Genomic DNA, 23,410 nt, shown 5'->3' on the forward strand with positions numbered 1-23,410 from the left:
ACTCTCCGCTCAAAGCCTTTTAAACCGGGGCTTTCAGCGAAAAAAGACCACAAAGAAAACACGACTGATTGGCAAACAGCACGTCCGGGGGGCTACCAAAGCGAACATTTCGACTATGATACTCCGGTGTGCCCAGTTGGCCTGAGCAGCACAGTACTACTGAAAATATATGTTTCTTGGAGATACACCATGTCTAATCGCCAAACCGGCACCGTTAAATGGTTCAACGATGAAAAAGGCTTCGGCTTCATCACTCCTCAAGGTGGCGGTGACGACCTGTTCGTACACTTCAAAGCTATCGAATCCGACGGTTTCAAAAGCCTGAAAGAAGGCCAGACCGTCTCCTTCGTGGCTGAGAAAGGCCAAAAGGGTATGCAAGCTGCACAGGTTCGCCCAGAGTAATTTCTCGGCGCACTAAAAAAACCCCGTCCATGTGACGGGGTTTTTTATGCCTGCAACAAAAGCTGCCAGCAATCAGCCGCAGTTCACGCGGTTGACTACCAGGTTGTTGTCGGTGTTCAGGTTCAAGCGATCAGAGCGGTATTCCAGCGTGATCATGTCGGTCGGCTTGAGGAAGCGTGCATTTTGCGCACCGGCTTTGGCGCGCGCCTGCTCCAGCAGCTCAGGCGAAGCTTTCTTGCCGATGGCGAATTGCGCCGCCGATGCTTCACAGCGACTGTGCCCGGCTTCGGTCGCCACCGGATCCTTTGCCGACTCGCTGGAGGTCGTACTGCAACCGGCCAACATGGCAACGGCCATAAGTGCACCCAGTGTCGCGAACTTCAAAGGCATGAAGCCTCCTTGTTTTCTATGATTAAGCTGAGATCGTGCGACCGCCATTCAGGCGTTTGGTTTCATGGCAATGCCATCATCCTGCCCCACGATCGGAAAAACGCCGAGTTTGCCTGAGCAATACCCGCCCCTTCATCAATCAATCGTGACTGAATATTAACGACGCTCAATAGACGTCGATGTAGTCGTACGGCGGATTCGGCCAATTATCATTGAGCGCGTTGAAAATCTGCATCACCCAGACCTCATCGCTGGCCGCCACATTACCCACATAGCCCGAGCCCTTGGCCCAGGTTTCCAGTCGAAACAGCAGGCCGTCGATATCCTGCCCACCCGTAATGCCTGAAGAGATATAGGCAATACCGCCCTTGGTCACGCGCAACTGGGTGTGTTCGTCGTCACTGGCCGAGGCAAGCAATTGGCGCACTGCGTCCAGTGTGAGGCCGTCAGGGGTATTCAAATCGATCTGCACAGCACGATCCTTGGAAAGCCGTAAAAGACCAAGTGTCGCATAGCACTCCGCTCATGCCTAAGTCGCAGTGCCAAATGCCCGACAAAATGGTTAACTCGCTCTCAGACATTCCAGACTTTCAGAGCGCACTCATGAGCACCGTAAGCATTACTGCCGACATCAAAGTCTTGTGGCCGAAGGGGCATAGTTCGTATAGCCCGGGCAGCTCGGAGGAGCTGGCATTGATCAGCATCGATCTGCTGGTCAAAACGATGGGAACACAAGGTGCGCAAAAGTTTATCGAACAGGTGCTGGAGCGGTATCAGAACGAGCACAAGGGCACATCAGACACCGATAGAGAGTAACGACCCGCAGGCTGGCACCTGCGGGCCTTCGCCTTACTTCAGGCGTTTCAGACGCTCGGTCAACAAATCGAAGAAGCCCTGGGCGTCTCCGTTCTCGACCCAAAACGCATTTTTCGGCTGTTTCAGGCCGTCGTACCAATCGACGACGGTCTGACCGAAAGTGATCCCTTCACGGCTGTCGATGGCCACATTTACCGAACGACCGGTGAACAACTCCGGTTTCAGCAAATAAGCCACGACAGTGGCGTCATGCACCGGGCCGCCCGGAATACCGTAGTGCTCCATATCCCCTTTGATGTACTCGTTGAGGATGTCGCCGACGATTTTGCTCGCATTGTTATTCAGCGCCGCGATCTGCTTCAGGCGCGCGTCGCTGGTGAGAATCTTGTGGGTCACATCGAGCGGCAGGTAGGTCAGTTTCACGCCGCTTTTGAGCACCACTTCAGCGGCCTGCGGATCAGCAAACAGGTTGAATTCGGCCACCGGGGTGATGTTGCCGCCGTTGAAGTGCGCGCCCCCCATGACCACCACTTCCTTGATGCCCTGAACAATCTCAGGCTCTTGGATCAGCGCCAGCGCCAGATTGGTCTGTGGGCCGAGCATGGCAATGGTGATGCTGTGTGGCTTGGCTTTTTTCAGGGTATCGATCAGGTAATTGACCGCATTGCCCTCCGCCAGGCCTTTTTTTGGCTCATGCACGGTGACACCCGACAGGCCTTCCTTGCCATGGATGTTTTCGGCATAGATTGGCGTGCGCATCAGCGGCTTCGGCGCGCCCGCGTAAACCGGCACATCTTCGCGCCCTGCCCACTCGCGAGCCAGACGCGCATTGCGCGACGTCTTGTCGAGGCGCACGTTACCGGCCACGGTCGTCAGCGCACGAATGTTCAGTTCTTCTGGCGAGGCCAGTGCGAACAACAAGGCGACGACATCGTCAGCGCCCGGGTCGGTATCGATGATCAGGTCGATTTTTTCCGCCGCCTGAGCGCCGGTCGCAGTTATCACGGACAAAAGCAGCAGCCCCCGGATGAATTGATGCAGTTTGTGAGCATGGCGTTGCATGGCGCATTCCTTGTGCAGGTGAAAACGAAAGTTAAAACGTAACCCCAGCCAACAAAACGATGTTGCAGTACGGCTGGCATTCGCCGGTACGCACAATCGCTCGAGCCTGTCGACTGAGAACCTTGAATTGCTCATGACTGAGCAGATCGCGACGCCCCAGAGCGCCCTCTTCATTCAATGCGTCGAGCGCAGTCAACGCGGTCGGTTGCTTGTCGAAGATTTCTTTAGCCAGCGCATGGCTTTCCACCTGCATCTCGCTGAGAACAACTTTCAACGTGCTGACGAAATCCGGAATGCCGTGAGTCAGCGCCAGATCGATCAGCTCGACACCCGGCGGCACCGGCAGCCCGGCGTCACCGATGACCACCATGTCGCCGTGGCCCAGAGAGGCAATCAGCCGCGACAGCGCGACGTTGAGCAAAGGAGTCTTTTTCATGCGGGTTTAAAGGCCTGTACGTCGGATAGGGTGGGAATGGACGGTTGTGCGCCGGCGCGAGTGACTGACAGCGCAGCGGCGATCTGTCCGTAACGAATCGCCTCGGCCTCGGTCTTGCCACTGGCCAGTGCAGCGGCGAGCCCACCGACAAAGGTATCCCCCGCCGCCGTGGTATCGACAGCCTGTACTTTCGGCGCCGGAAAATGCTCGAAGCCTGTACCGTTGGCAAATAACGACCCCTGAGCTCCCAGGGTAATGATGACTTTGCCCGCGCCCATGGCGATCAATTGGCTGGCGGCGCGCTCGGCAGTGTCCAGCGAATCGACCGGTAATCCGCTCAACGCCGTCGCTTCGCTTTCGTTGGGTATCAGGTAATCGATAGCGGCAAACCAGTCCGCCGGCAAAGGACGACTGGCCGGCGCCGGATTGAGGATGACAGTCTTGCCCAGGGCGCGTGCCCGTTTGAGCGCATGGCCCACCGTGGCATCGGGAATCTCGAGCTGGCAGATGACCACGTCCGCAGCCTGCAACACAGCGTCAAAGCGGTCGATCACTGCGGGGGTCATCGCACCGTTGGCGCCAGCGACGATCACAATGGCGTTCTGACTGTTGTCATCGACCACAATCAACGCCACGCCGCTGGAATCCTCAACGACACTCACCGCCTGACAATCGATCTGCTCGGCCAGCAAGGCGTCGCGCAATTGCACACCATAGTCGTCGTTGCCGACACAGCCGACCATTGCCACTTGTGCGCCCAATCTCGCTGCGGCCACCGCCTGGTTGGCGCCCTTGCCACCGGAAACCGTGGCAAAGGAATGACCGATCAGCGTTTCACCGCCCACGGGCAGCCGCGGTGCGCGAGTGACCAGGTCCATGTTCAAGCTGCCTATTACCACTACATTTGCTGGCATACATCATTACTCGTCAATTCGGTTTCAGCGGTATTCGGTGAACACGCCGGACAACGGCGCGGTCGATTCGCGCAGGACAATACTTGGGGTCACGATACGTTGATCAGTGCTCAGCGTCGGGGTCGCAATCCTTCGCAGCAGCACTTCGGCCGCCATCTCGCCCAATTGCAGGATCGACTGACCAACAGTGGTCAGCGCCGGGTAGACATAACGGCTCATCTGGATATCGTCGAAGCCGATCACCGACAGCTCGCTGGGCACACGAACATTGCGTTCAGCCGCCGCACGCAGCACACCGATGCCGATCATGTCGTTACCGGCAAAGATCGCGCTCGGCGGATTGTTTTCAAGCAAGATCGCCGCCGCGTTGTAACCGCCAGTGCTGGTGAAATCACTTTCCAGCATGCGCGCTTGTCGCACTTCGATGCCCGCCTCTTTCAGCGCCCGGCAATAACCCGCCTGACGCATCTGCGCCACGCTGGTGCTCGCCGGACCGCCGATGGTAGCGATATCGCGATGACCCAACTCCAGCAGATGGCGGGTGGCGAGGTAGGCACCGTATTCGTGGTCGATGCGCACCAGATCGGCATCGACACCATCCAGACCTCGGTCGACGATGACCATCGGTGTTTTCACAGCGGCCAGCCCTTGCGCCAGACCACTGTCACCACCAGCAGAGGCGACGATCAGGCCGTCGATGCGCTTTTCCAGCAACACGCGCAGATAACTGCGCTGTTTGTCCGGGTTGTCATCGGAGTTGCAGAGGATCACGCAATAGCCGTTACGCTCGCAGTAATCCTCGATGCCCCGCGCCAACTCGGCGAAGTACGGGTTGAGGCTGTTAGGCACCAGCAAGCCGATGGTTGCAGTGGTTTTGGCCTTCAATGAGCGTGCCACTGCACTTGGCACATAGTCGAGGGTCTTGATCGCCGCCTCGACTTTCAGCCGCACTTCCTGACTCACCGGCCGCGTCTTGTTCACCACATGTGAGACGGTCGTGTAGGAAATCCCCGCGAGCGCAGCCACATCCTTGATCGTTGCCATGTGTTAGCCCCGTCGACTAGCGCGCTGACTGCGATAAGTATCGAGCACCACGGCGATGACGATCACCGCACCGGTGATGATGCGCTTGGTCGGCTCGGTCGCGCCAATCTGCGCCAGACCGGCCGCCAATACGGAAATGATCAACACACCAAAGAAGGTACTGATCACCGAACCACGGCCGCCCATCAGGCTGGTACCGCCGATCACGACGGCGGCGATCACTTGCAGCTCCAGACCGGAGCCGGCATTTGGATCAGCCGCTTCCAGACGCGAAATCTGAAACAGTGCGGCAATGCCAGCCAACAGGCCCATCAGGCTGAATACCAGGATCTTGTAAGGCTTCGGGTTGATCCCCGCGAGCCGTACCGCTTCTTCATTAGTACCGATGCCGATCAGGTAGCGACCGAACACGGTGCGGGTCAACACCGCTTGCGCGATGAAGATCACCAGCAAGGCAATGATGAACGACGGCGAGATACCGAATGCGATCGGATTCGACAGCCAGGCGAATGAATCACCGATATACGCAGTGCGCGACCCGGTCATTTGATAGGCCAGGCCTCGGGCCATCTCCAGCACGCCGAGGGACACGATGAACGATGGAATCCGCCAGGCCACGGTGATCGAACCGGTGACCGTACCGGCCAGCGCCGCCACTGCCATGCCGAGCAACGCGGATGGCAACACGCCCCAGCCCCAGCCGAGAATCGCCACGCTGACCGTCGATGCCGCCAAGGCCAGCACCGAACCAACGGAAAGGTCGATGCCGCCGATGATCAGCACAAACGTCATGCCGACGGCCAGGACCATCAGGTCAGGAATCTGGTTGGCCAGCGTACTGAAGGTGTTATAGGACAGAAAGTGGCTGCTCAAGACCGAGAACAGCGCGACCATCGCCAGCAAGGCACCGGCCAGGCCCAGATAGGTGCCCAGTCCGTAGAAATTGCCACTACGTTTGCCGGCAGGAGATGCAGTTTTCATGGGAGATCCCTAGGCGCCGCTTCGTTGAGCAACGCATCACGTTTTTGGTAGCCGGCGAACGCGGCGGCAAGCAAATCATCCTGGGTCCAGCTGTCACGCTCGAAGGTGTCGATGAGGCGCCCGGCCGACAGCACACCGATGCGGTCGCAGATCAGCATCAGCTCACGCAGATCACTGGACACCACCACCAGCGCTTTGCCTTGGCGAGTCAATTCGCCGAGCAAGGCATAAATGTCGAATTTGGCACCGACGTCGATACCGCGAGTTGGCTCATCGAACAGCAGCACCGAACAATCACGCTCCAGCCAGCGACCGATCACGACTTTCTGCTGATTGCCGCCGGACAGCTCTGAGACCAACTGTGTCGGGCTCGAACTGCGGATGCGCATGGCGTCGATCTGACGCTGTGCCAAAGCGATTTCGTCGCTGTTGTTAACGACTCCACCCTTGGAAATTTCCGGCATGTTGCCCAGTGCGATGTTGGCGCTGATCGACTGACTGAGCAGCAAACCTTCGCCCTTGCGGTCTTCAGTGATCAACGCGATGCCATTGCGCACCGCATCAACCGGCGAGCGCACACTGACCACTTGAGCCGGCGAACCCAGTGCAATCGTGCCGCTGTCGGCGATATCGGCACCGAAGATCAAGCGCAGCAACTCTGTACGCCCTGCCCCGATCAGCCCGGAAATGCCGAAAATTTCACCCACGCGCACTTCGAAAGAAACGTCGCGAACCTTGTCGGAGCGGGTCAGGCCTTTGATCGTCAACGCCGGCGCGCCAATCTTGCGCGGCCCCATGTCAATGTGTTCGCCCAGCTCGCGACCGACCATTAGCGTGACCAGTTGCTCACTGTTGTAATTGGCCATTGGCTCGACGCACACCAGATTGCCGTCACGCAGCACGGCGATGCGCTGCGCAACGCGGGCGAGTTCTTCGAGGCGGTGAGAAATGTAGATGATGGAGACGCCGCGCGCCTGCAATCGGGTGATCTGCTCAAAGAGCATTTCGACTTCGCGAGCGGTGAGCATCGCCGTCGGCTCGTCGAGAATCAGCACATGGCAATCGCCGATCAGGTTACGGGCGATTTCGACCATCTGCTGATGCCCGATGCCCAGTTCGCCGACGAGGGTATCCGGATCGATCGCATCGAGCCCGACTTGCGCCATGGCTTCGATCGCCGCTTTGCGCAGTTGCTTGCGACTGATCCAGCCACCGTTGCTCGGCAGGTTGTCGAGAAACAGGTTCTCCGCTACCGACAGGGTCGGCAACAGATTGAGTTCTTGCATGACCATGCGCACGCCAAGCTCTTCTGCCTGAGTACGACTGCCCGGACGATAGTCCTTGCCATGGAATTGCATCTGCCCGGTGGTTGGCGTGACCAGGCCACCGATGATTTTCGACAAGGTGCTTTTACCGGCGCCATTTTCGCCGGTCAGCGCCAGTACTTCACCGCGCATCAGCGTCAGATCGATGCCAGTGAGCACCGGTTGCGCATAGGTCTTACCGATGCCGCTGACCGAGAGGACAGCGTTCGGGGCGGAAACTGACATAAAAACTCTCCATGCGCTCGCCCGGACGGACGAGCGCCGTTGTGTCGCCAGAAGACTTACTTGGTGACCAGTTCGACCGGCGTTTCAATCACGCCATTGGTACCGCTGTCGACTTTCTCGCCCTTGATGATCTTCAGCGCAGTCTCGATACCGAATACGGCTTGCTTGGCGGCGAACTGATCGGCCGTCGCCAATACGCGACCGTCCTTCAACATAGGCTTGATCGCATTGATATTGTCGTAGCCGACCACTTGCACCTGGCCAGCCTTGCCAGCCGCACGAACTGCCGAAACAGCACCTACAGCCATGCTGTCGTTGCCGGCGAGCAACGCTTTGACGTCCGGGTATTCGCTGAGAATCGAAGCGGCAACCTTGTTGCCTTTGTCGATCTCCCAGTCACCGGACTGCAGGGAAACGATCTTGATCTGCGCGGCGTCCATCGCATCCTTGAAACCAGCGGTACGTTGCTGGGCGTTGGTCGTCGTCGACACGCCTTCAATGATGCCGACTTCATCACCGGCCTTGAGCTGTTTGGCCAGGTATTCGCCGACCAGACGCGCGCCTTTGCGGTTGTCCGGGCCTACGAATGGCACGCTGATGTTTTTGCTTTTGACGATTGCCGGATCGAGTTGGTTGTCGATGTTGATCACGGTAATACCGGCATCAACGGCTTTCTTGATCACCGGCACCATGGCCTTGGAATCAGACGGCGCGATAACCAGGGCATTAACCTTCGCCAGGATCATTTGCTCGACAATGCGCGTTTGGCCTGCGGTATCGGTTTCGTCTTTGATGCCGTTGGAGATCAGGTCGAAATCGGCAGAGTGTTCTTTTTGATACGCCTTGGCGCCATCTTCCATGGTCAGGAAGAATTCGTTGGCCAGTGATTTCATGACCAGTGCGACTTTGGGTTTTTCAGCAGATTCGGCGAATGCCGAAGAGACAGGTAGTGCGGCGGCTGTGGCAGCCAGCATAGCGACAGCAAGAAGACGTCCAGCGAATGGCAGCTTCATGGGTTCACTCCGATCTTATGATTATTGTGAGCAACGCTTGCGCTGGCGTAAGCTACGTCACGTTCGCCGGTGACAGAATGTCCCGGGGACGTCGCGCAAACGTTTGCGTAGACCGAACTATGCGAATCCCGTCGACATTTGTCAACAATCAGAGATCGTCATTTCTTGCAGGGCGAACCTGTTGATCCGCCCCGCCACCGTTTATGCGGTGGTGCTGACCAGGTTTCCGCTGCTGGAACCCTTGGACATCTCTTTCAGCAGCGCCGCCGAGACCTGCATCATTTCGCCGCTGGTTTGCGCGATCTGGCCCTGAATGGACATGACCACCTGCGACTTGGCCTCTGGCGTCGGATAGCTCGCAGCCTGCGCGGCAGCGAGTTGCTGTTGCTGCTCCTGCATTTGCTTCTGCAATTCCTGCATGCGCTTCAGCAGCATCTTGACAGTAACGCTCAGGTTATCGCTGCTTTCAGTCTTGCTCTCTTCCTGCGCGGGTCCACCGGTTCTGACCTGATTACTCTCTTCTTTCTCGATGCCCAGCGCCTCGGCGGAAGCATCCGCTTCTGCTGCACTTATGGCATTGATCGTCGCGGCGGTCTTACCACCAATGGTGACAGCAGCGGGATTTGAAATACCGATGGTCAGTGACATGTGAACTCCCTAGGTTTCAGTTTCCTTCAACACCCATCGGCCTGCGCACAGGATTCTTTAGCAGGAAATCCAGAACTCACAACCCGGCCTGTTCGACAGAAGCGGTAGTCCTTTTCGGTGAGCCGAACGCGAAAGCGCCCATTGTTCGGAAACCCGGATAAACGATTCACCAAAAATCTTGCCGACGCATAAAATACTGATGTAAATCATCAAGTTAAACATTTCTCTCACGCAAAGTATGGCTGGTACAGATCCTGCTCCCTTCACTGCACCCCGCGCATCCAGATCAGCGCGGGGTGCATCTAGATGAACCTGCACCAGCACCGTCTCACTACTAGAGAGAAAAATAATGACATCTGCTTTGAAAAACTTCGTTCCGGGCGCTTTGGCCCTCCTCCTGCTCCTGCCCACCGCCCTTCAGGCAAAAGAAGTCGAAACCCAGACCAAACTGGCCAACGTTGTTGTGCTCGCGACCGGCGGCACCATTGCCGGGGCTGGCGCCAGCGCCGCCAACAGCGCCACTTATCAAGCGGCCAAAGTCGGCATCGAACAATTGATCGCCGGCATTCCTGAATTGAACAAACTGGCGAATGTGCGTGGCGAACAGGTCATGCAAATCGCCTCCGAAAGCATCACCAACGACAATCTGCTGCAACTGGGCCGTCGCGTCGCCGAACTGGCGGACAGCAAAGACGTTGATGGCATCGTCATCACTCACGGCACCGACACTCTGGAAGAAACCGCTTACTTCCTGAATCTGGTCGAGAAGACCGACAAACCGATCATCGTTGTCGGCTCCATGCGCCCAGGCACCGCCATGTCGGCTGACGGTATGCTCAACCTGTACAACGCCGTGGCCGTGGCCAGCAGTAAAGAAGCACGCGGCAAAGGCGTATTGGTGACCATGAACGATGAAATCCAGTCCGGTCGCGACGTCAGCAAAATGATCAACATCAAGACCGAGGCGTTCAAAAGCGCCTGGGGTCCGCTGGGCATGGTGGTTGAAGGCAAATCCTACTGGTTCCGCTTGCCGGCCAAGCGTCACACCATGGATTCGGAATTCGACATCAAAAACATCAAGAGCCTGCCTGACGTAGAAATCGCCTATTCCTACGGCAACGTAAGCGATACCGCCTACAAGGCACTCGCCCAGTCCGGCGCCAAAGCCATCATCCACGCCGGTACCGGCAACGGTTCGGTATCGTCCCGCGTAGTTCCGGCTCTGCAGGAACTGCGCAAGGATGGCGTGCAGATCATCCGCTCGTCTCACGTCAACGCTGGCGGCTTCGTTCTGCGTAACGCCGAACAGCCTGACGACAAGTATGACTGGGTTGTCGCTCACGACCTGAACCCGCAAAAAGCCCGCATCCTGGCGATGGTCGCTCTGACCAAAACCAACGACAGCAAAGAACTGCAACGCATGTTCTGGGAATACTGATTGTCCTTCGCCCGATCGGTCCTGGTCGGGCACTCTTCACTCCATTCACCTGCCTGGTGAATGGAGCGTCGCCTACAGTTCGAACGCACTCCTCCTACAAAAAACTCGACACAGCTCACACCAAAATCGGAAAACCGCTGTCAGAGGATTTTCTTGAATTTTAAGCAGTTGCGAAAATGCTTACAGTTAAATACTGTATGCACGTACAGCTTAATAAGGATAACCTCGTGGCCACCTCCCCTGATGCTCCTGACACTTATGAACGCATGGGTATGCGCGTTCAGAAAATCATCAATTCCCCCACTGCACAAAAAGCCAAAGCCGCATTGATCTTCCGCTTGCCGGACGAACCGATGGATGAGTGGGAGCGCCTGCTCGAGGAAATCGACGAGAACGACAACGTCACCCTCGCCTATCGAGACGATGGCGGCGTGCAGATTTTTTGGGTTGTGCCGAAGGAAGATTGATTCAATGATTGTCCGCTGTTTTGCTTTGTTGCTGCTGTTCATCACCATGGGTGCCCAGGCTGGCGCGCCCCGCACATTCACAGAAGCCAAGAAGGTCGCGTGGAAGCTGTATGCACCGCAGTCCACCGAGTTTTATTGCGGGTGCAAATACACTGGCAACAAGGTGGATCTGAAGGCGTGTGGTTACGTCCCGCGCAAAAATGCCAAGCGCGCCTCGCGCATCGAGTGGGAGCACATCGTGCCAGCGTGGCAATTTGGCCATCAGCGCCAATGCTGGCAGGAAGGCGGTCGCAAGAACTGCACCCGCTATGACCCGACTTACCAAAAGGCCGAAGCCGATCTGCATAACCTGGTGCCAAGCATCGGCGAGGTCAACGGCGACCGCAGCAACTTCAGCTACGGCTGGTTGCCGGTGCAATCCGGTCAGTACGGTTCGTGCCTGACCCAAGTCGACTTCAAGGCCAAGAAGGTCATGCCCCGCCCTTCGATTCGCGGCATGATCGCCCGCACCTATTTCTACATGAGCAAGCAGTACGGTTTGCGCCTGTCGAAACAGGATCGGCAATTGTATGAGGCGTGGGACAAGACTTATCCAGTGCAAGACTGGGAACGTCAGCGTAATCAGAGCGTGGCGTGTGTAATGGGGCGCGGTAATGAGTTTGTCGGCCCGGTGAATATGAAAGCCTGCGGCTGATTGCAGCGCAAAAAAGAAAGGCCTCGAATGTTATGTTCGAGGCCTTTTTTGTAACTAGCTTCCAGACTTGTTGTAGCGCCAGTACCCCATCAGATTGAGCGACTCACGAGGAATGCCGCACTCCTTGATCAGGTATTTGCGCAAGCTCATGACTGCCGCACTTTCACCGGCGACCCAGCCGTAAAATCCTTCAGGTGCGGTGTCGGCAATTTCCCAGAGAATATCCTTGTCGATATCGACATCGGCCAACTCGACTGCACGCCCCTCTGACGACGCATGAACGGGCAGCGTTGCCCCGCGCACCGCCTCAACCATCAGCGCTCCGGCGACGGTTTCACCCGATTGTTCACGGATCAACCATTGCACTGACAGCCCCGGCCAGTCAGGAACGGCAAGCATGTCCTGCGCGCTATCCACCTCAAAGAATGCCTGGACTTGCGGCGGTTCATTGAGCGCCGCCAACTCATCGAGAATACCCATGGCAGCCGGCAGCGCCGTGGCGTCGGCGACGAGTAGAACCTGCTTGAGAATTTGTGGCGGCTTCCATTCGAATCCACCGGCATCCTGCGCCGAGAAATGGCTGTCGGGCGCAAGGATCTGCATCGACTCACCGGGTTGAGCCCTTAGTGCCCAACGCGATGCCGGGCCGGTCTCGCCATGCAGGACAAAATCGATATCCACTTCGCCTTGTTCAGCGCGCAGGTGACGGATTGTGTAGGTGCGCATCGCAGGACGTCGATCCGCCAGCATCGCCCGGAAGCGGGCGTACCAACCTTCACCTTGAGAAAGTCGTGATTGCGAACCGTCGGCGGCAGGGAAAAACAGCTTCACCCGTTGATCCGGCGCCCAGGTAGCCATTTCATTGACCGGCGGGCCGGAAAGGGTGATCCGCATCATATGCGGGCTCAAATGCGTTTTACGATGCAAGGTGACATCGAACAACTTGTAGGGATTGGCGGAGGCCATGGGGAGCTCCTTCTGGAAATCATCAGCGACTTCAATAGGAACGAATCGCAGCTGACAACCTTTAGGCAGCTCCACCAAATGAATCGCTTATGGCGTGAGCGGATGCTCAACCAACACCGATTCGACATTCTGCTTTTTCGCCTTCACCAGTGCAGCATCCACTTGCACCTTGCGAGCTTCGGCCTCGGCCTGGGAGTTGAACGGGCCAATCAGAATCCGCGTTTTACCGCTGCTGTCCTTGATGACCGTCGGAACGAAAGCATGTTCGATCAGCCAGCCGCTCAGGTCGCTGACAGCCTGAGGCGTTTCACCGCGCACCTCAAGATCCCACTGTGGAGCAGAGGCTACTGCCGGCGCCGCTGTCACTGCCGTTTTCGGCTTCGGTACGTCTACACTCTTGCCTTCACCACAACCGGCCAAAACCAGTGCCGCGACTACCCAGACCAATTTGCGCACAACGTTTTCCTCGAAATTCTCAAAGCGGCGATCTTAACATTCAAAAATACTTCGCGAGCCCCGCAAAATGGGCACAAAACAACGAGATTGATGATTGCAGCCTCTGTATAGTTACGCCCTGGGAATTAATGCCGCATCTGCGCGTCAGAAAGAGGCACCCAAACCGTGAGACTTCGCACTAATCTATACGTACCACCGACCTCTGCACTGTCTGAATCAGGTGCCCTACAAAGCAATCAAGGAGAAGACCATGCTGATACTCACCCGCAAAGTCGGTGAAAGCATAAATATTGGTGATGACATTACGATCACCATCCTCGGCGTAAGCGGCCAACAAGTCCGCATCGGCATTAACGCTCCAAAGAACGTTGCCGTACACCGCGAAGAGATTTACCAGCGCATTCAGGCTGGCCTGACCGCCCCGGACAAGCCACAAACGCCCTGATTCGCCTAGCAGTCAGTAGCCAGTTCGTTTACCCGCGTGTAATGACTGGCTAAAGATTCACGCGCCGTACTGCCATCCGCTCCCCAAACCCCTTGGGCACGGCGCCTGACACACGATTCCCGCCTCACTCCCCCTCCTGTTGCCGGCGATACTACCCGCCATTATTGAATCTGGCTGTCGGACATTTCCGATAGAACACAGCGAATTCGCCTTCCTAAACGAATGTCACGCCACGCGCCATGCCAGTGGCTGCTATCACCATCAATACAAGCAGCAACGCCTCGACATGACTGATTCGTGCGTACAGCTTTGCACGCCCGGTATCGAGTGCCGCACCGCGCGCAGATGCGATCCGCCATTTGACTAACGTGATCATCGGGGCGAGTTCAATCAGCAGAATAAGCACCAACAGCGTCATTTTCAGATGAAACAGCGGCTGATGAAGATAATAGTCAGTGCCTTTCTCATACCCGCCAAATGCGCGCATCCCACCCGTCACCAGCAGGATCAGCGCAGAAATGCCCCATAAGTTATCGGCGAGCAGCACCCGCCCGGCCTCCCCGTTCCGGCCGCCAACCGGCGGAACGCTGTACCGCGCGTCAGTACCGCCCAAAAACCCAAGGCAAAAGCCAATAGATGAATAGCCGCGAGAAACCACTGAACCAGCATCGACACACTCCTTCGGAAAGAGTTGGAAATTGCCAGTCAGTAGTAGTCGAAAAAGTAAGGATTTGCCCGCACAGCATCGGCAGAAGAAGACAAGGCGCTGCGACAGCCAAATCGCAGGCAAAAAAAATCCCAAGCAGCTGATGGAAGCTTGGGATTTAAAAATGCATAAACCGTGGTGGTGAACGCGGGGCGAATGTTACTGATTTATCCCGAAGGTAACAACATTTTTTCGATAACTGGTTGGTTAGTAACACTCGTAAGTCATTCAATATCCACATTTTTTTAAAGGATGCTAGCGACGGACGGTGACTTTACGCCTGACAACCGAAGCCCTCCCCGCAGCGCTAGTTGACCATCATCCCGACCCGCTGGATCATCCACACGCAAATCAGCAAGGACCGCAAAACAATGAAGCACCCCGCTCATGGACGACGCCCCCTCAAGGCAATCTCCCCGCTAAAAACTCCCCAGGGACACATCCTCAACATCAGCAGTATCAGCACTTGGCCCCTCATCGGCTTCTTGTGCTGTGCAAGTTTTTTAGTGAACGCCACAGAGATACCAATCAAAGAGGGGATGTCATTTACGAGTGCCAGGCGCGCCTTGATTCAGAATGGCTGGAAGCCGAATCCAACCGACTCAGAAAGGATCGGGGTCGAAAATATCCTGATAAGAAAAGGCTTCATTGAAATTGAATCCTGCACGATGGGCATCCAATTCTGCAGCTTCTACTATTTAAAAGGCCAAACCTGCCTCGGCGTAGCGACAGTGGGCGAAGAGATCAAAGACATGAAGATCTACTCATGGAATTTCGAATGCCCCGAGAGAGAGTGAGGGCGCTGCGAACGATGAGATTGCCGGGTGTGAACGAACTCGAGATTTTGTGAACGTTCTGCATGAAACCCCAGACAACAAAAAAGGGCTCACCTTTCGGTGAGCCCTTCTAGACCGCCCAGCAGAGCGGATTTTGTTTGGTAGGCGCGATTGGACTCGAACCAACGACCCCCACCATGTCAAGGTGGTGCTCTAACCAACTGAGCTACGTGCCTGCTGTGAGGCGGCATTCTACGGAATTCCGGAGGGGTGTCAACACCTTTTTTTCACCTAACCCTATGAATATGCAAAATATTTAATTTCGGCTCAGCAACCGGGATTTTCCGGTGGCTGGCGGAGGTTTTTCAACTCGGGTAGGATCGACGCACTCGTAAAATATATTAAACACAGAGGCGGCAGGATGGCGAACACCCTTTACCCAGAGTCTTATTATGCTGCGTCGGCCAATGCCGTACCGCCACGTCCGGCCCTGCAGGGTGATGTGGAGACGGACGTCTGTGTGATTGGCGCCGGGTATACCGGGCTGTCCTCTGCCCTGTTCCTGCTGGAGAACGGGTTTCGCGTCACTGTGCTCGAAGCAGCCAAGGTCGGTTTCGGCGCCTCCGGGCGTAATGGCGGGCAGATCGTTAACAGCTACAGCCGTGACATCGACGTCATCGAACGCACCGTCGGCCCGAAGCAAGCGCAATTACTCGGGCATATGGCTTTTGAAGGCGGCCGGATCATTCGCGAGCGCGTGGCCAAATACAACATCCAGTGCGACCTGAAGGACGGTGGCGTGTTTGCCGCCCTGACTGCCAAACAGATGGGCCATCTGGAATCGCAGAAGCGCCTCTGGGAGCGCTTTGGCCACACGCAACTGGAACTGCTCGATCAACGTCGCATTCGCGAAGTGGTCGGATGCGATCAGTACGTCGGTGGGATGCTGGATATGAGCGGCGGACATATTCATCCGCTGAACCTGGCACTCGGCGAAGCAGCGGCCGTGGAATCCCTCGGCGGTACTATTTATGAGCAATCGCCTGCCGTGCGCATCGAGCGCGGAGCCAATCCGGTTGTGCACACGCCGCAAGGCCGCGTGCGCGCCAAATTCATCATCGTTGCCGGCAACGCCTACCTGGGCAATTTGGTGCCGGAACTGGCGGCCAAATCGATGCCATGCGGTACGCAGGTGATCACTACCGAACCGCTGGGTGATGAGCTGGCGAAAGCCTTATTGCCCCAGGACTACTGCGTTGAAGACTGCAATTACTTGCTCGACTATTACCGCCTGACTGGCGACAAGCGTCTGATCTTCGGCGGTGGCGTGGTGTATGGCGCGCGTGATCCGGCGAACATCGAGGCAATCATTCGCCCGAAAATGCTCAAGGCTTTCCCGCAGCTCAAAGATGTGAAGATTGACTACGCCTGGACCGGAAACTTCCTGCTGACGCTGTCGCGTTTGCCGCAAGTGGGACGCTTGGGTGACAACATTTACTACTCGCAGGGCTGCAGCGGCCACGGCGTGACGTACACGCATTTAGCCGGCAAGGTGCTGGCTGAGGCATTGCGTGGTCAGGCCGAGCGTTTTGATGCGTTTGCGGATCTGCCGCACTATCCGTTCCCGGGCGGGCAGATGTTGCGCACGCCGTTTGCGGCGTTGGGGGCTTGGTATTACGGGTTGCGGGATAAACTGGGCTTCTGACAGACCGTGAAACAACTGTGGCGAGGGGATTTATCCCCGATGGGTCGCGCAGCGCCCCCCTGAAGGGAATGCTGCGCAGTCCATCGGGGATAAATCCCCTCGCCACAAGTAGATATACAAGCCTGTATCAGAGTTGGTCGCGGGCGATGCCGCTGCGGATCCGCAAGATGTCGGCGAGTACCGCCAAGGCAATCTCCGCCGGCGTCTTGCTGCCGAGGTTAAGACCAATCGGCGCGTGAATCCGCGCCAACTCCGCCTCCCCCAGCCCACCGATTCGACGCAACCGCTCGAAGCGCTTCTGCGACGTCTGCTGCGAGCCCATCACGCCAATGTAGAACGCCTCGGTGCGCACCGCCTCCATCATTGCAAGATCGTCGATGCGCGGATCATGGGTCAACGCGACAACAGCCGTATCGCGGTGGCAACCACCATCGGCGATAAACACCGAAGGCAATTGCCGACGGATCTCCACGCCATCCAGCACTACGCCTTCGAGCACTTCATCACGCGGATCGCAGAGAATCACTTCAAAGCCGAGACCGACAGCAAACTCGGCGCACGCCTGCGCCACGCTGGAGTACCCGGCGAGCAACAAGCGCTGCGCCGCACCGACGCGGATTCGCACCCGATCAATCTCGCGTTCGATCCGCGCACCCTGCTCGCGATCAGCGAACAGACTGCGCGCACCACTGGCCAGATCGACCTCGCGAATCAAGCGGCGCTGACCCAGCAGCGCCGCTTCCAGCTCGCGCAGATGCGCCTGCACCTCACAATCGGCGTCAAATTTCTCTACCAGCACATCGAGAATACCGCCACAGGGCAGACTGACCCGCGAACGCGGATCGTCGCCCTCGCCGTATCGCACAACGTTGACGGCATCGAGAAACGCACCTTCGGCGACACGTTCGAGAAAATCTTCCTCGACGCAGCCGCCGGACAGCGACCCGATCCACTGCCCGCCGTCATTCACCGCCAGCAGCGAACCCGGCGCACGCGGTGCCGAGCCGTAAGTGGTGAGCACGGTGCACAGCCAGATGCGCTGCCCCGCCACCGACCACTCCAGCGCCCGCCGCACCACTTGTAGATCGAGATGCTGCATATCAGTGTGCCTTGTGCTCGATGGACGGCGCGTCAGCTTGCAGCTTTTGCACTTCACTCACTGCCAACTCGGCAGACTGCCCGCCCCACCCTTGACGCAGGTAGTTGAGCAGATCGGTCAGCTGTTCAGGACTGAGCTTGTCGGCGAAACCCGGCATCGGTTGCATGTGCTCGAACCCGGAGAACTTCTGTTCGCCGATACCATCCTCGATCACGCGCAACAGGTTGCGCGGGTCTTCCAGGCGCAACGTGGTGTTGCCACGCATGGCCACCGCGATGTGCGGCTTGCCTTCGCCACCGACCGCATGGCAACCGGCGCAGACGTTCAGGTATTCCTGCTGGCCGCGCTGGGCACTGGCGCTGAGTTGCTCGACTGGCACTTCAACCAGCGCTTTGGCTGCCGGCGGTTTGTCGCCGAGCAGGAACGTTGCCATCGCCGCCAGATCGGTATCGTTCAGGCCTTGCGTGCTGTTGTGGAACACCGGGAACATCTCGTTGAACATCGTCCCTTGCGCGCTCATGCCGTGCTTGAGGAACGTACCCAGATCCTGCTCGTTCCAGCCGCGAGCGGCCAGATCAGTGGCCAGCAGGCTCGGCGCGAGGTAACCGTTGAGAATGCCGCCGGTCAGGCGTTTATCCAACTGCATCGCGCCTGGCAGGCCGCGTGGCGTGTGGCATTCGCCGCAGTGACCAAGCACTTCGACCATGTACTGGCCACGTTTCCAGGCTTCACTTTTGCCTTCAGCCGACTCCAGTTTCAGCGCCTTGCCGTACATCATGTTCCAGCCGATCAGGCCCGGACGCACGTTGAATGGAAAGCTCAGGCTGGTGACCGGTGCTGCGCGTTCGATCGGCTCGATGGTTTTCAGGTACGCATGGATCGCGTCGGAATCTTCGCGCGGCATCAGGTGATACGAGGTGTAAGGCATCGCCGGATACAGGTTCGCGCCGTCGCGACGCTTGCCTTCGGTCAGCGCAGCGAAGAACTCGTCATCGTTGTATAAACCGATGCCATGATCTTTGCTCGGCGTGATGTTGGTGCCGTAGATCGTGCCGAACGGCGAGACGATCGGCAGGCCACCCGCAAAAGGCGCGCCGCCCGGAGCCGTGTGGCAAGCCATGCAGTCGGCAGCGCGAGCGAGGTACTCGCCGCGCTTGACCTGATCTTCGGCGTGAACAAACAACACTGGCGCAGCAAGACCGACCGCCAGGGTCAGGCGGGTCAGAAAAAGCTTCATGCTTAACCCTCCTTGACCAGGCCGAGATCGGTCAGCACGTTGCGGGTGGCGTTGTAATAACGCACGTACCCGGTGCAACGGCAGACGTGATGGCCGAGGCTGTCCTCGATGACTCGCTCCAATTGGCTTTTGACGATTGGCTGACGTTGCAGCTTCTCAACCAAGACTGTCGCGGCGTTGACGAAGCCTGGTGCGCAGTAGCTGCACTGGAACGCGAACTCATCGACGAAGCGCTGCTGGATCGGGTTCAGCTCAGTCACCTGACCGCTCTCATCGCGCTTGGCGTGAGACTCGATGGTGCGGACTTTCTTGCCTTCGAAGTAATGCGCGCCAGTGATGCAGGTGCGCACTTCTTCGCTGGTGCCGTCCGGGTTGTCGACGATCACCACGCAGGCGTGGCAGATACCCTGGCCGCAGCCCAGACGCGAACCGGTGAGGTTTTTGTATTCGTGCAGGTAGTCGATCATCGGCAGGTCATCAGGGATGTCCACCGGGCCGACGGATTGACCATTGAGGGTCAGTTGAAGCGGACGGTTAGCCATTGAGGGCCTCCTTGATGCGCGCAGCAGTGATTGGCAGATCGCGAACACGTTTACCGATGGCGTGCGCCACGGCGTTACCGATGGCACCGACGATCGGGATCATCACCACTTCGGCGATACCTTTGGACGGATCGCTTGGCGACAGCGCCGGGAGAATCTCCGAGGTCTGTTTCCACACGGCAACGTGGCGCGCCATCGGCAGACGGTAACGGTTGAAGTTCCAGTCACCCTCCCCCGGCCCGCCTTCGTACAGCGGCATTTCTTCCATCAAGGCGTGACCGATGCCCATGGCGATACCGCCTTCCATCTGGCCCTTGACCAATTCTTCGACCAGCACACGACCGCACTCGACCCACGAATGGTGGTTGAGCACTTCGACTTCCGCCGAGCCCTTGTTGACCTTCAGCTCGACCAGCGTGGCGACCGGGCTGTAGTAGGTCACGGCAGCGTTGTTCAACTGGGTCACCGGGTAGTTGATGTTCTGGCGATCGAGCAGGTGGAAACCAGCCGTGCTCATCAGCGCTTTCTTCGCTTTTGGCGCACCATCACCGTACTTCACCGCCAGACCGTCGAGAGGCAGACGTTCACGCACGCCATCGATGCTGTACTCAGCCTCGGCCCAGCTCCAGCGGTTGAAGGCGTGAACGGTGGCACCGGTCACCAGACCACGCTCGTGAGCGTGTTTGGCCAGCTCTTCGAAGCTCAGCGGCTGCATGCCGTTGGCCGTCAGCTTGCCGTCGACCCAATGCGCATCTTCGCGACGCACCACGTAAGGGTTGGCCTGACCGCCGTACGGGCCCTGGCGCCAGATCTCCATCGCCGCTGGCCACAAACCGTTGTTGAACAGCACGCGCGCCGCCTCACGGGTGGCATGGCTGAAGTAATAAGCGGAGTTGGTCGCCGACGACGCCGAGGCCAACTTGCCAACCCAGCGCGGGTTGCGCAGCAGGTTGTCCTGCTCGGCCTGGCTCATGATGTAAGGGTTGCCGCTGGTGATCAGCTGCATTTCCTTCCATTCGGTTTCGCCAGTCTTCACTTCATGCGCCGGGCTGCCGAGGAAATCGGCCACGACCAACGCTTGCGAAGTGGACATGCCGGTGCCGATCTCGATACCGATGTGGCGCAGGGTAATGCGACCTTCAGCGGTGAACTCGATGCTCGCCATCGGCGCTTCGGAACCGGTGCCGAAGTCTTTCTGGCAAATGGCAAAACCGACGCCGTACCAGTTGTCCGGGTCGGCGGCTTCACGTTGCTTTTTGATTGCGTCGCGGTTTTTCCAGACTTCGTGCACCGAGGCCTTGTCGAGAATCTCGTGCAGGCGCAAAGCACCTGCCGGGATCGCGCCCTGAGTGTTTTTCATACCGGAGCGCAGGCCGTTCTTGCGACGCAGATCGATGGCATCGACACCGAGGCGATTGGCGATTTCGTCGACCATCATTTCGGTCGACGCCATGCTTTGCAGGGTTCCGTAACCGCGCATCGAACCCGCTTCAACACCGCGCGAGTGGTACGCGGTGACTTGCAGATCGTTCTGCGGCATGTAGTAGATCGACTGCGCTGCGGTGGCGCCAACCGCGGCCACCGACGGGCTGTAGTTGATCCGACCACCACCGTCGACGCTCATTTCAGCGCGGAAAATCTTGAAGCTGTAGTCGTTCTTGTCCACGGCCAATTGGTAGCGGATGTCGAACGGGTGACGCTTGATGCCGCTCTGGAATTGCTCGTAGCGGTCGTTCGCCAGGCGCACCGGCACACCAGCGCCGTACAGTGCAGCGAGGGCTGCGTAGTAAACGAAGATGTTGTGGTCTTTGGAACCGTAGCCCACGGTGTAACCGGGGTGCATGTTCAGGTTGTCCAGGCCGAAGCGCGACGGCGCGATCATTTTCGCGGTCTCGGTCGCCGCTTCCAATGGGCACTGAGTGGCCACTACGAAGTGCAGGGTCTTGGTTTTCGGGTCGTACCAGCCGTTGCCGTTGTCCGGCTCCATGGCGGCCGGTTCGATCGATGGGGTTTTGTAGCGCTCGTCGAACACCAGCCAGTTGTCCGGCGGCGTGTCGATCTCTTTCTTCATGCGGTCGGCGTAGAACAGACCACGCTCGGTCAGGTTACCGTGCAGGTTCGGCTGGGAATTCCACACCGGGCGACGGTTTTTAAGCATCGGGAAGAGGATCGAGTCCTTGAGGCTGGCGAATTCGTCTTCGTCTGCCGAGGTCGGGCCGCCGACGCGCACATAGCGGAAGCTACCGTAGGGGTCGCCTTCGTAGAACGGTACTTGGGCACCGTAACGAATCGCCTTGTCATTGAATTTGAGTTTGTTCTTGGCCTGGCGGAAACGCTCGAAGTCATTCCAGATCAGGATGGCCACCGGGTGACCAATGAACATCGGCACCTTGCCTTCAGGCAACAGTGGATCCGGCGCATGCTCTTCCGGGAAGACGATGCCGTCCTTGTCCAGATCAGCGGCGGTGACGATGCGGTCAGGCTGCAAGTCGGCGCCGAGCCACGACAGGTCGTAGCCGTCGTAGATGCGGTCAGCCTTGATGGTTTTCAGCAGCATGGCGTGACCTTGCTGCTCAGGCCAGCCCGGCATGTCCTTGGAGCGGATGTCGCGGGCAAACACTTTGCTGCCGCAGACTTTGGACAGTGCATCGTTACGCTGGCGCGCCTTGCCGTTGTTGCCGAGCCATTTCTCGGACGGCACGGTGACGCTGTTTTCCATCAAGGCAGCCAGCGCCTGACTGCTGAGCGGCGTGAGCGTGACGCTCACACCCGCCACCAGCCCGCCCTGGAGGAACGAGCGCCGGGATATATCACGGTTGGACATGGATCATCCTCTGGGCGGTTATGTGTCCGCCCTTCTGGTTATCTACTGGGAATCTCGAGTCTTGCAGAAGCCCTTTTTGGCTAAACAAAGGGCGTGTTGACAGTGCAAAGCTGACCGAAAGGTTAACTTTAAAGGTTTCTGCGCTCGCAGCAAACAACCAGTTACAAAAATTTGACTAAAGAATCAAAAAATCAATGCGACGTGGCACCGCATGAGGTTGCCGTACAAACCGACACCCCCATGTGGGAGCGAGCCTGCTCGCGAAGGCGTAGTGTCAGTCAGCGCATTTTTTGCCTGATACACCGCATTCGCGAGCAGGCTCGCTCGCACATGGGGATTTGTGTCGGATCCAGAATCAGGCAGAAGGAGCAGAGGGGAAAGGTCAAATTTCAGACACAAAAAACCCCGGTCTTTCGACCAGGGTCTTTGCTATCGGATCCGACTCAGCAATGCTGACTTCGGTGCTTCAAGGCGTTCAGTGGTCCTTGAAGCAGATATGGCGCAGCGGACGGGACTCGAACCCGCGACCCCCGGCGTGACAGGCCGGTATTCTAACCGACTGAACTACCGCTGCGTATCGCTTTGAGCTTGCGCTCAAGTAACTCGTTTTGATTGAAAGCTTCGGTGCTTTTCAATCGCGAACCAGACAGTGTCTGATTCGTTCAATATGGCGCAGCGGACGGGACTCGAACCCGCGACCCCCGGCGTGACAGGCCGGTATTCTAACCGACTGAACTACCGCTGCGCGTCGGTGCAGGCACTTTCAGCCTACGCTCTTGCTTACGCAAGTTTCTCGGGG

General features: G+C 57.8%; 24 protein-coding genes, 3 tRNA genes and 1 pseudogene. 8 read left to right on the plus strand and 20 right to left on the minus strand.

Annotation, left to right across the window (positions count from 1 at the left end):
• Positions 1 to 189: 189 nt before the first annotated feature.
• On the plus strand, positions 190 to 402 hold the full coding sequence (locus tag JFT81_RS09690; protein ID WP_003179963.1) for a cold-shock protein: 213 nt from the start codon (positions 190 to 192) through the stop codon (positions 400 to 402).
• A gap of 72 nt (positions 403 to 474) precedes the next feature.
• Here JFT81_RS09690 and JFT81_RS09695 read toward each other — a convergent pair whose 3' ends face one another.
• Positions 475 to 792 (minus strand): I78 family peptidase inhibitor, encoded by a 318-nt coding sequence (locus tag JFT81_RS09695; protein ID WP_201227141.1) that lies wholly within the window; start codon positions 790 to 792, stop codon positions 475 to 477.
• Positions 793 to 958: 166 nt separating this feature from the next.
• On the minus strand, positions 959 to 1,264 hold the full coding sequence (locus tag JFT81_RS09700) for a hypothetical protein (RefSeq protein WP_201227142.1): 306 nt from the start codon (positions 1,262 to 1,264) through the stop codon (positions 959 to 961).
• Between the two features lie 131 nt (positions 1,265 to 1,395).
• Between JFT81_RS09700 and JFT81_RS09705 the strand changes: the two genes are divergently transcribed.
• Positions 1,396 to 1,608: a hypothetical protein gene (locus JFT81_RS09705; protein ID WP_201227143.1), complete on the plus strand. Its 213-nt coding sequence runs from the start codon at positions 1,396 to 1,398 to the stop codon at positions 1,606 to 1,608.
• 33 nt (positions 1,609 to 1,641) lie between these two features.
• On the opposite strand, the gene JFT81_RS09710 is transcribed toward JFT81_RS09705, so the two are convergent.
• The 8 genes from JFT81_RS09710 to JFT81_RS09745 form a co-directional block, all read right to left on the minus strand.
• Complete coding sequence (locus tag JFT81_RS09710) at positions 1,642 to 2,670, minus strand: nucleoside hydrolase (protein ID WP_201227144.1); 1,029 nt, start codon at positions 2,668 to 2,670, stop codon at positions 1,642 to 1,644.
• Between the two features lie 31 nt (positions 2,671 to 2,701).
• Positions 2,702 to 3,106: a D-ribose pyranase gene (rbsD, locus tag JFT81_RS09715; RefSeq protein WP_201227145.1), complete on the minus strand. Its 405-nt coding sequence runs from the start codon at positions 3,104 to 3,106 to the stop codon at positions 2,702 to 2,704.
• Positions 3,103 to 4,020, minus strand: a complete 918-nt coding sequence (gene rbsK / locus JFT81_RS09720; protein WP_201227146.1) for a ribokinase — start codon at positions 4,018 to 4,020, stop codon at positions 3,103 to 3,105. The genes rbsD and rbsK overlap by 4 nt, the downstream gene beginning before the upstream one ends.
• A gap of 24 nt (positions 4,021 to 4,044) precedes the next feature.
• Complete coding sequence (locus JFT81_RS09725) at positions 4,045 to 5,064, minus strand: LacI family DNA-binding transcriptional regulator (RefSeq protein WP_201227147.1); 1,020 nt, start codon at positions 5,062 to 5,064, stop codon at positions 4,045 to 4,047.
• 3 nt (positions 5,065 to 5,067) lie between these two features.
• Positions 5,068 to 6,045 carry an ABC transporter permease gene (locus tag JFT81_RS09730; RefSeq protein ID WP_158953852.1) on the minus strand — a complete coding sequence of 326 codons (978 nt, stop codon included), beginning with the start codon at positions 6,043 to 6,045 and terminating at the stop codon, positions 5,068 to 5,070.
• The gene (locus JFT81_RS09735; RefSeq protein WP_201227148.1) at positions 6,042 to 7,595 is read right to left on the minus strand and encodes a sugar ABC transporter ATP-binding protein; all 1,554 of its coding nucleotides are present in this window, start codon (positions 7,593 to 7,595) and stop codon (positions 6,042 to 6,044) included. The genes JFT81_RS09730 and JFT81_RS09735 overlap by 4 nt, the downstream gene beginning before the upstream one ends.
• 56 nt (positions 7,596 to 7,651) lie before the next feature.
• Positions 7,652 to 8,608: a sugar ABC transporter substrate-binding protein gene (locus tag JFT81_RS09740; protein ID WP_201227149.1), complete on the minus strand. Its 957-nt coding sequence runs from the start codon at positions 8,606 to 8,608 to the stop codon at positions 7,652 to 7,654.
• Between the two features lie 201 nt (positions 8,609 to 8,809).
• Positions 8,810 to 9,256, minus strand: a complete 447-nt coding sequence (locus JFT81_RS09745) for a hypothetical protein (RefSeq protein WP_201202310.1) — start codon at positions 9,254 to 9,256, stop codon at positions 8,810 to 8,812.
• Between the two features lie 349 nt (positions 9,257 to 9,605).
• On the opposite strand from JFT81_RS09745, the gene JFT81_RS09750 reads away from it, so the two are divergent.
• The 3 genes from JFT81_RS09750 (at position 9,606) to JFT81_RS09760 (ending at position 11,855) form a co-directional block, all read left to right on the plus strand.
• Positions 9,606 to 10,694 carry an asparaginase gene (locus JFT81_RS09750; RefSeq protein ID WP_201148250.1) on the plus strand — a complete coding sequence of 363 codons (1,089 nt, stop codon included), beginning with the start codon at positions 9,606 to 9,608 and terminating at the stop codon, positions 10,692 to 10,694.
• A gap of 176 nt (positions 10,695 to 10,870) precedes the next feature.
• On the plus strand, positions 10,871 to 11,161 hold the full coding sequence (locus tag JFT81_RS09755) for a DUF1654 domain-containing protein (RefSeq protein WP_201227150.1): 291 nt from the start codon (positions 10,871 to 10,873) through the stop codon (positions 11,159 to 11,161).
• 4 nt (positions 11,162 to 11,165) lie between these two features.
• Positions 11,166 to 11,855 carry an endonuclease I family protein gene (locus tag JFT81_RS09760; RefSeq protein ID WP_201227151.1) on the plus strand — a complete coding sequence of 230 codons (690 nt, stop codon included), beginning with the start codon at positions 11,166 to 11,168 and terminating at the stop codon, positions 11,853 to 11,855.
• 54 nt (positions 11,856 to 11,909) lie between these two features.
• Here JFT81_RS09760 and JFT81_RS09765 read toward each other — a convergent pair whose 3' ends face one another.
• Both JFT81_RS09765 and JFT81_RS09770 read right to left on the minus strand, forming a co-directional pair.
• On the minus strand, positions 11,910 to 12,821 hold the full coding sequence (locus JFT81_RS09765) for a siderophore-interacting protein (protein ID WP_201228078.1): 912 nt from the start codon (positions 12,819 to 12,821) through the stop codon (positions 11,910 to 11,912).
• An 87-nt stretch (positions 12,822 to 12,908) separates the two neighbouring features.
• A complete protein-coding gene (locus JFT81_RS09770) occupies positions 12,909 to 13,277 on the minus strand; it encodes a hypothetical protein (protein ID WP_008083248.1) in 369 nt (122 codons plus the stop codon).
• Between the two features lie 250 nt (positions 13,278 to 13,527).
• Between JFT81_RS09770 and csrA the strand changes: the two genes are divergently transcribed.
• Positions 13,528 to 13,722 carry a carbon storage regulator CsrA gene (csrA, locus tag JFT81_RS09775; RefSeq protein WP_003179932.1) on the plus strand — a complete coding sequence of 65 codons (195 nt, stop codon included), beginning with the start codon at positions 13,528 to 13,530 and terminating at the stop codon, positions 13,720 to 13,722.
• 214 nt (positions 13,723 to 13,936) lie between these two features.
• On the opposite strand, the pseudogene JFT81_RS09780 reads toward csrA, so the two are convergent.
• Positions 13,937 to 14,391: pseudogene (locus JFT81_RS09780) on the minus strand (DUF2214 family protein).
• A 348-nt stretch (positions 14,392 to 14,739) separates the two neighbouring features.
• Here JFT81_RS09780 and JFT81_RS29440 point away from each other — a divergent pair.
• Positions 14,740 to 15,225, plus strand: a complete 486-nt coding sequence (locus tag JFT81_RS29440; RefSeq protein WP_242485599.1) for a hypothetical protein — start codon at positions 14,740 to 14,742, stop codon at positions 15,223 to 15,225.
• Between the two features lie 138 nt (positions 15,226 to 15,363).
• Here the strand turns inward: JFT81_RS29440 and JFT81_RS09790 are convergent.
• Positions 15,364 to 15,440 (minus strand) — tRNA-Val (locus tag JFT81_RS09790).
• 185 nt (positions 15,441 to 15,625) lie between these two features.
• On the opposite strand from JFT81_RS09790, the gene JFT81_RS09795 reads away from it, so the two are divergent.
• A complete protein-coding gene (locus tag JFT81_RS09795) occupies positions 15,626 to 16,909 on the plus strand; it encodes an FAD-binding oxidoreductase (RefSeq protein ID WP_201227153.1) in 1,284 nt (427 codons plus the stop codon).
• Positions 16,910 to 17,036: 127 nt separating this feature from the next.
• Here JFT81_RS09795 and JFT81_RS09800 read toward each other — a convergent pair whose 3' ends face one another.
• The 6 genes from JFT81_RS09800 to JFT81_RS09825 all read right to left on the minus strand — a co-directional run bounded on the left by JFT81_RS09800 (position 17,037) and on the right by JFT81_RS09825 (position 23,356).
• Positions 17,037 to 18,008: an XdhC family protein gene (locus tag JFT81_RS09800; protein WP_201227154.1), complete on the minus strand. Its 972-nt coding sequence runs from the start codon at positions 18,006 to 18,008 to the stop codon at positions 17,037 to 17,039.
• Between the two features lies 1 nt (position 18,009).
• On the minus strand, positions 18,010 to 19,245 hold the full coding sequence (locus tag JFT81_RS09805; RefSeq protein ID WP_201227155.1) for a cytochrome c: 1,236 nt from the start codon (positions 19,243 to 19,245) through the stop codon (positions 18,010 to 18,012).
• Positions 19,246 to 19,247: 2 nt separating this feature from the next.
• Entirely contained in the window at positions 19,248 to 19,787 is a 540-nt protein-coding gene (locus JFT81_RS09810) for a (2Fe-2S)-binding protein (protein ID WP_201227156.1), read from the minus strand.
• On the minus strand, positions 19,780 to 22,611 hold the full coding sequence (locus JFT81_RS09815) for a xanthine dehydrogenase family protein molybdopterin-binding subunit (RefSeq protein WP_201227157.1): 2,832 nt from the start codon (positions 22,609 to 22,611) through the stop codon (positions 19,780 to 19,782). Before JFT81_RS09815 ends, JFT81_RS09810 begins: the two co-directional genes overlap by 8 nt.
• 497 nt (positions 22,612 to 23,108) lie before the next feature.
• Positions 23,109 to 23,185, minus strand: a tRNA-Asp gene (locus JFT81_RS09820).
• A gap of 94 nt (positions 23,186 to 23,279) precedes the next feature.
• Positions 23,280 to 23,356, minus strand: a tRNA-Asp gene (locus tag JFT81_RS09825).
• Positions 23,357 to 23,410 lie beyond the last annotated feature (54 nt).

It is taken from the genome of Pseudomonas sp. TH43 (genome assembly GCF_016650635.1).
In the GTDB taxonomy this organism is placed as follows: domain Bacteria; phylum Pseudomonadota; class Gammaproteobacteria; order Pseudomonadales; family Pseudomonadaceae; genus Aquipseudomonas.

Bases quoted from the DNA above. Each gene is read 5' to 3' on its own strand.
- JFT81_RS09690 (WP_003179963.1), top strand. From the start codon at position 190: ATGTCTAATCGCCAAACCGGCACCGTTAAATGGTTCAACGATGAAAAA.
- JFT81_RS09695 (WP_201227141.1), bottom strand. From the start codon at position 792: ATGCCTTTGAAGTTCGCGACACTGGGTGCACTTATGGCCGTTGCCATG.
- JFT81_RS09705 (WP_201227143.1), top strand. From the start codon at position 1,396: ATGAGCACCGTAAGCATTACTGCCGACATCAAAGTCTTGTGGCCGAAG.
- JFT81_RS09710 (WP_201227144.1), bottom strand. From the start codon at position 2,670: ATGCAACGCCATGCTCACAAACTGCATCAATTCATCCGGGGGCTGCTG.
- rbsD (WP_201227145.1), bottom strand. From the start codon at position 3,106: ATGAAAAAGACTCCTTTGCTCAACGTCGCGCTGTCGCGGCTGATTGCC.
- rbsK (WP_201227146.1), bottom strand. From the start codon at position 4,020: ATGCCAGCAAATGTAGTGGTAATAGGCAGCTTGAACATGGACCTGGTC.
- JFT81_RS09725 (WP_201227147.1), bottom strand. From the start codon at position 5,064: ATGGCAACGATCAAGGATGTGGCTGCGCTCGCGGGGATTTCCTACACG.
- JFT81_RS09730 (WP_158953852.1), bottom strand. From the start codon at position 6,045: ATGAAAACTGCATCTCCTGCCGGCAAACGTAGTGGCAATTTCTACGGA.
- JFT81_RS09735 (WP_201227148.1), bottom strand. From the start codon at position 7,595: ATGTCAGTTTCCGCCCCGAACGCTGTCCTCTCGGTCAGCGGCATCGGT.
- JFT81_RS09740 (WP_201227149.1), bottom strand. From the start codon at position 8,608: ATGAAGCTGCCATTCGCTGGACGTCTTCTTGCTGTCGCTATGCTGGCT.
- JFT81_RS09745 (WP_201202310.1), bottom strand. From the start codon at position 9,256: ATGTCACTGACCATCGGTATTTCAAATCCCGCTGCTGTCACCATTGGT.
- JFT81_RS09750 (WP_201148250.1), top strand. From the start codon at position 9,606: ATGACATCTGCTTTGAAAAACTTCGTTCCGGGCGCTTTGGCCCTCCTC.
- JFT81_RS09755 (WP_201227150.1), top strand. From the start codon at position 10,871: ATGCTTACAGTTAAATACTGTATGCACGTACAGCTTAATAAGGATAAC.
- JFT81_RS09760 (WP_201227151.1), top strand. From the start codon at position 11,166: ATGATTGTCCGCTGTTTTGCTTTGTTGCTGCTGTTCATCACCATGGGT.
- JFT81_RS09765 (WP_201228078.1), bottom strand. From the start codon at position 12,821: ATGGCCTCCGCCAATCCCTACAAGTTGTTCGATGTCACCTTGCATCGT.
- csrA (WP_003179932.1), top strand. From the start codon at position 13,528: ATGCTGATACTCACCCGCAAAGTCGGTGAAAGCATAAATATTGGTGAT.
- JFT81_RS09795 (WP_201227153.1), top strand. From the start codon at position 15,626: ATGGCGAACACCCTTTACCCAGAGTCTTATTATGCTGCGTCGGCCAAT.
- JFT81_RS09800 (WP_201227154.1), bottom strand. From the start codon at position 18,008: ATGCAGCATCTCGATCTACAAGTGGTGCGGCGGGCGCTGGAGTGGTCG.
- JFT81_RS09805 (WP_201227155.1), bottom strand. From the start codon at position 19,245: ATGAAGCTTTTTCTGACCCGCCTGACCCTGGCGGTCGGTCTTGCTGCG.
- JFT81_RS09810 (WP_201227156.1), bottom strand. From the start codon at position 19,787: ATGGCTAACCGTCCGCTTCAACTGACCCTCAATGGTCAATCCGTCGGC.
- JFT81_RS09815 (WP_201227157.1), bottom strand. From the start codon at position 22,611: ATGTCCAACCGTGATATATCCCGGCGCTCGTTCCTCCAGGGCGGGCTG.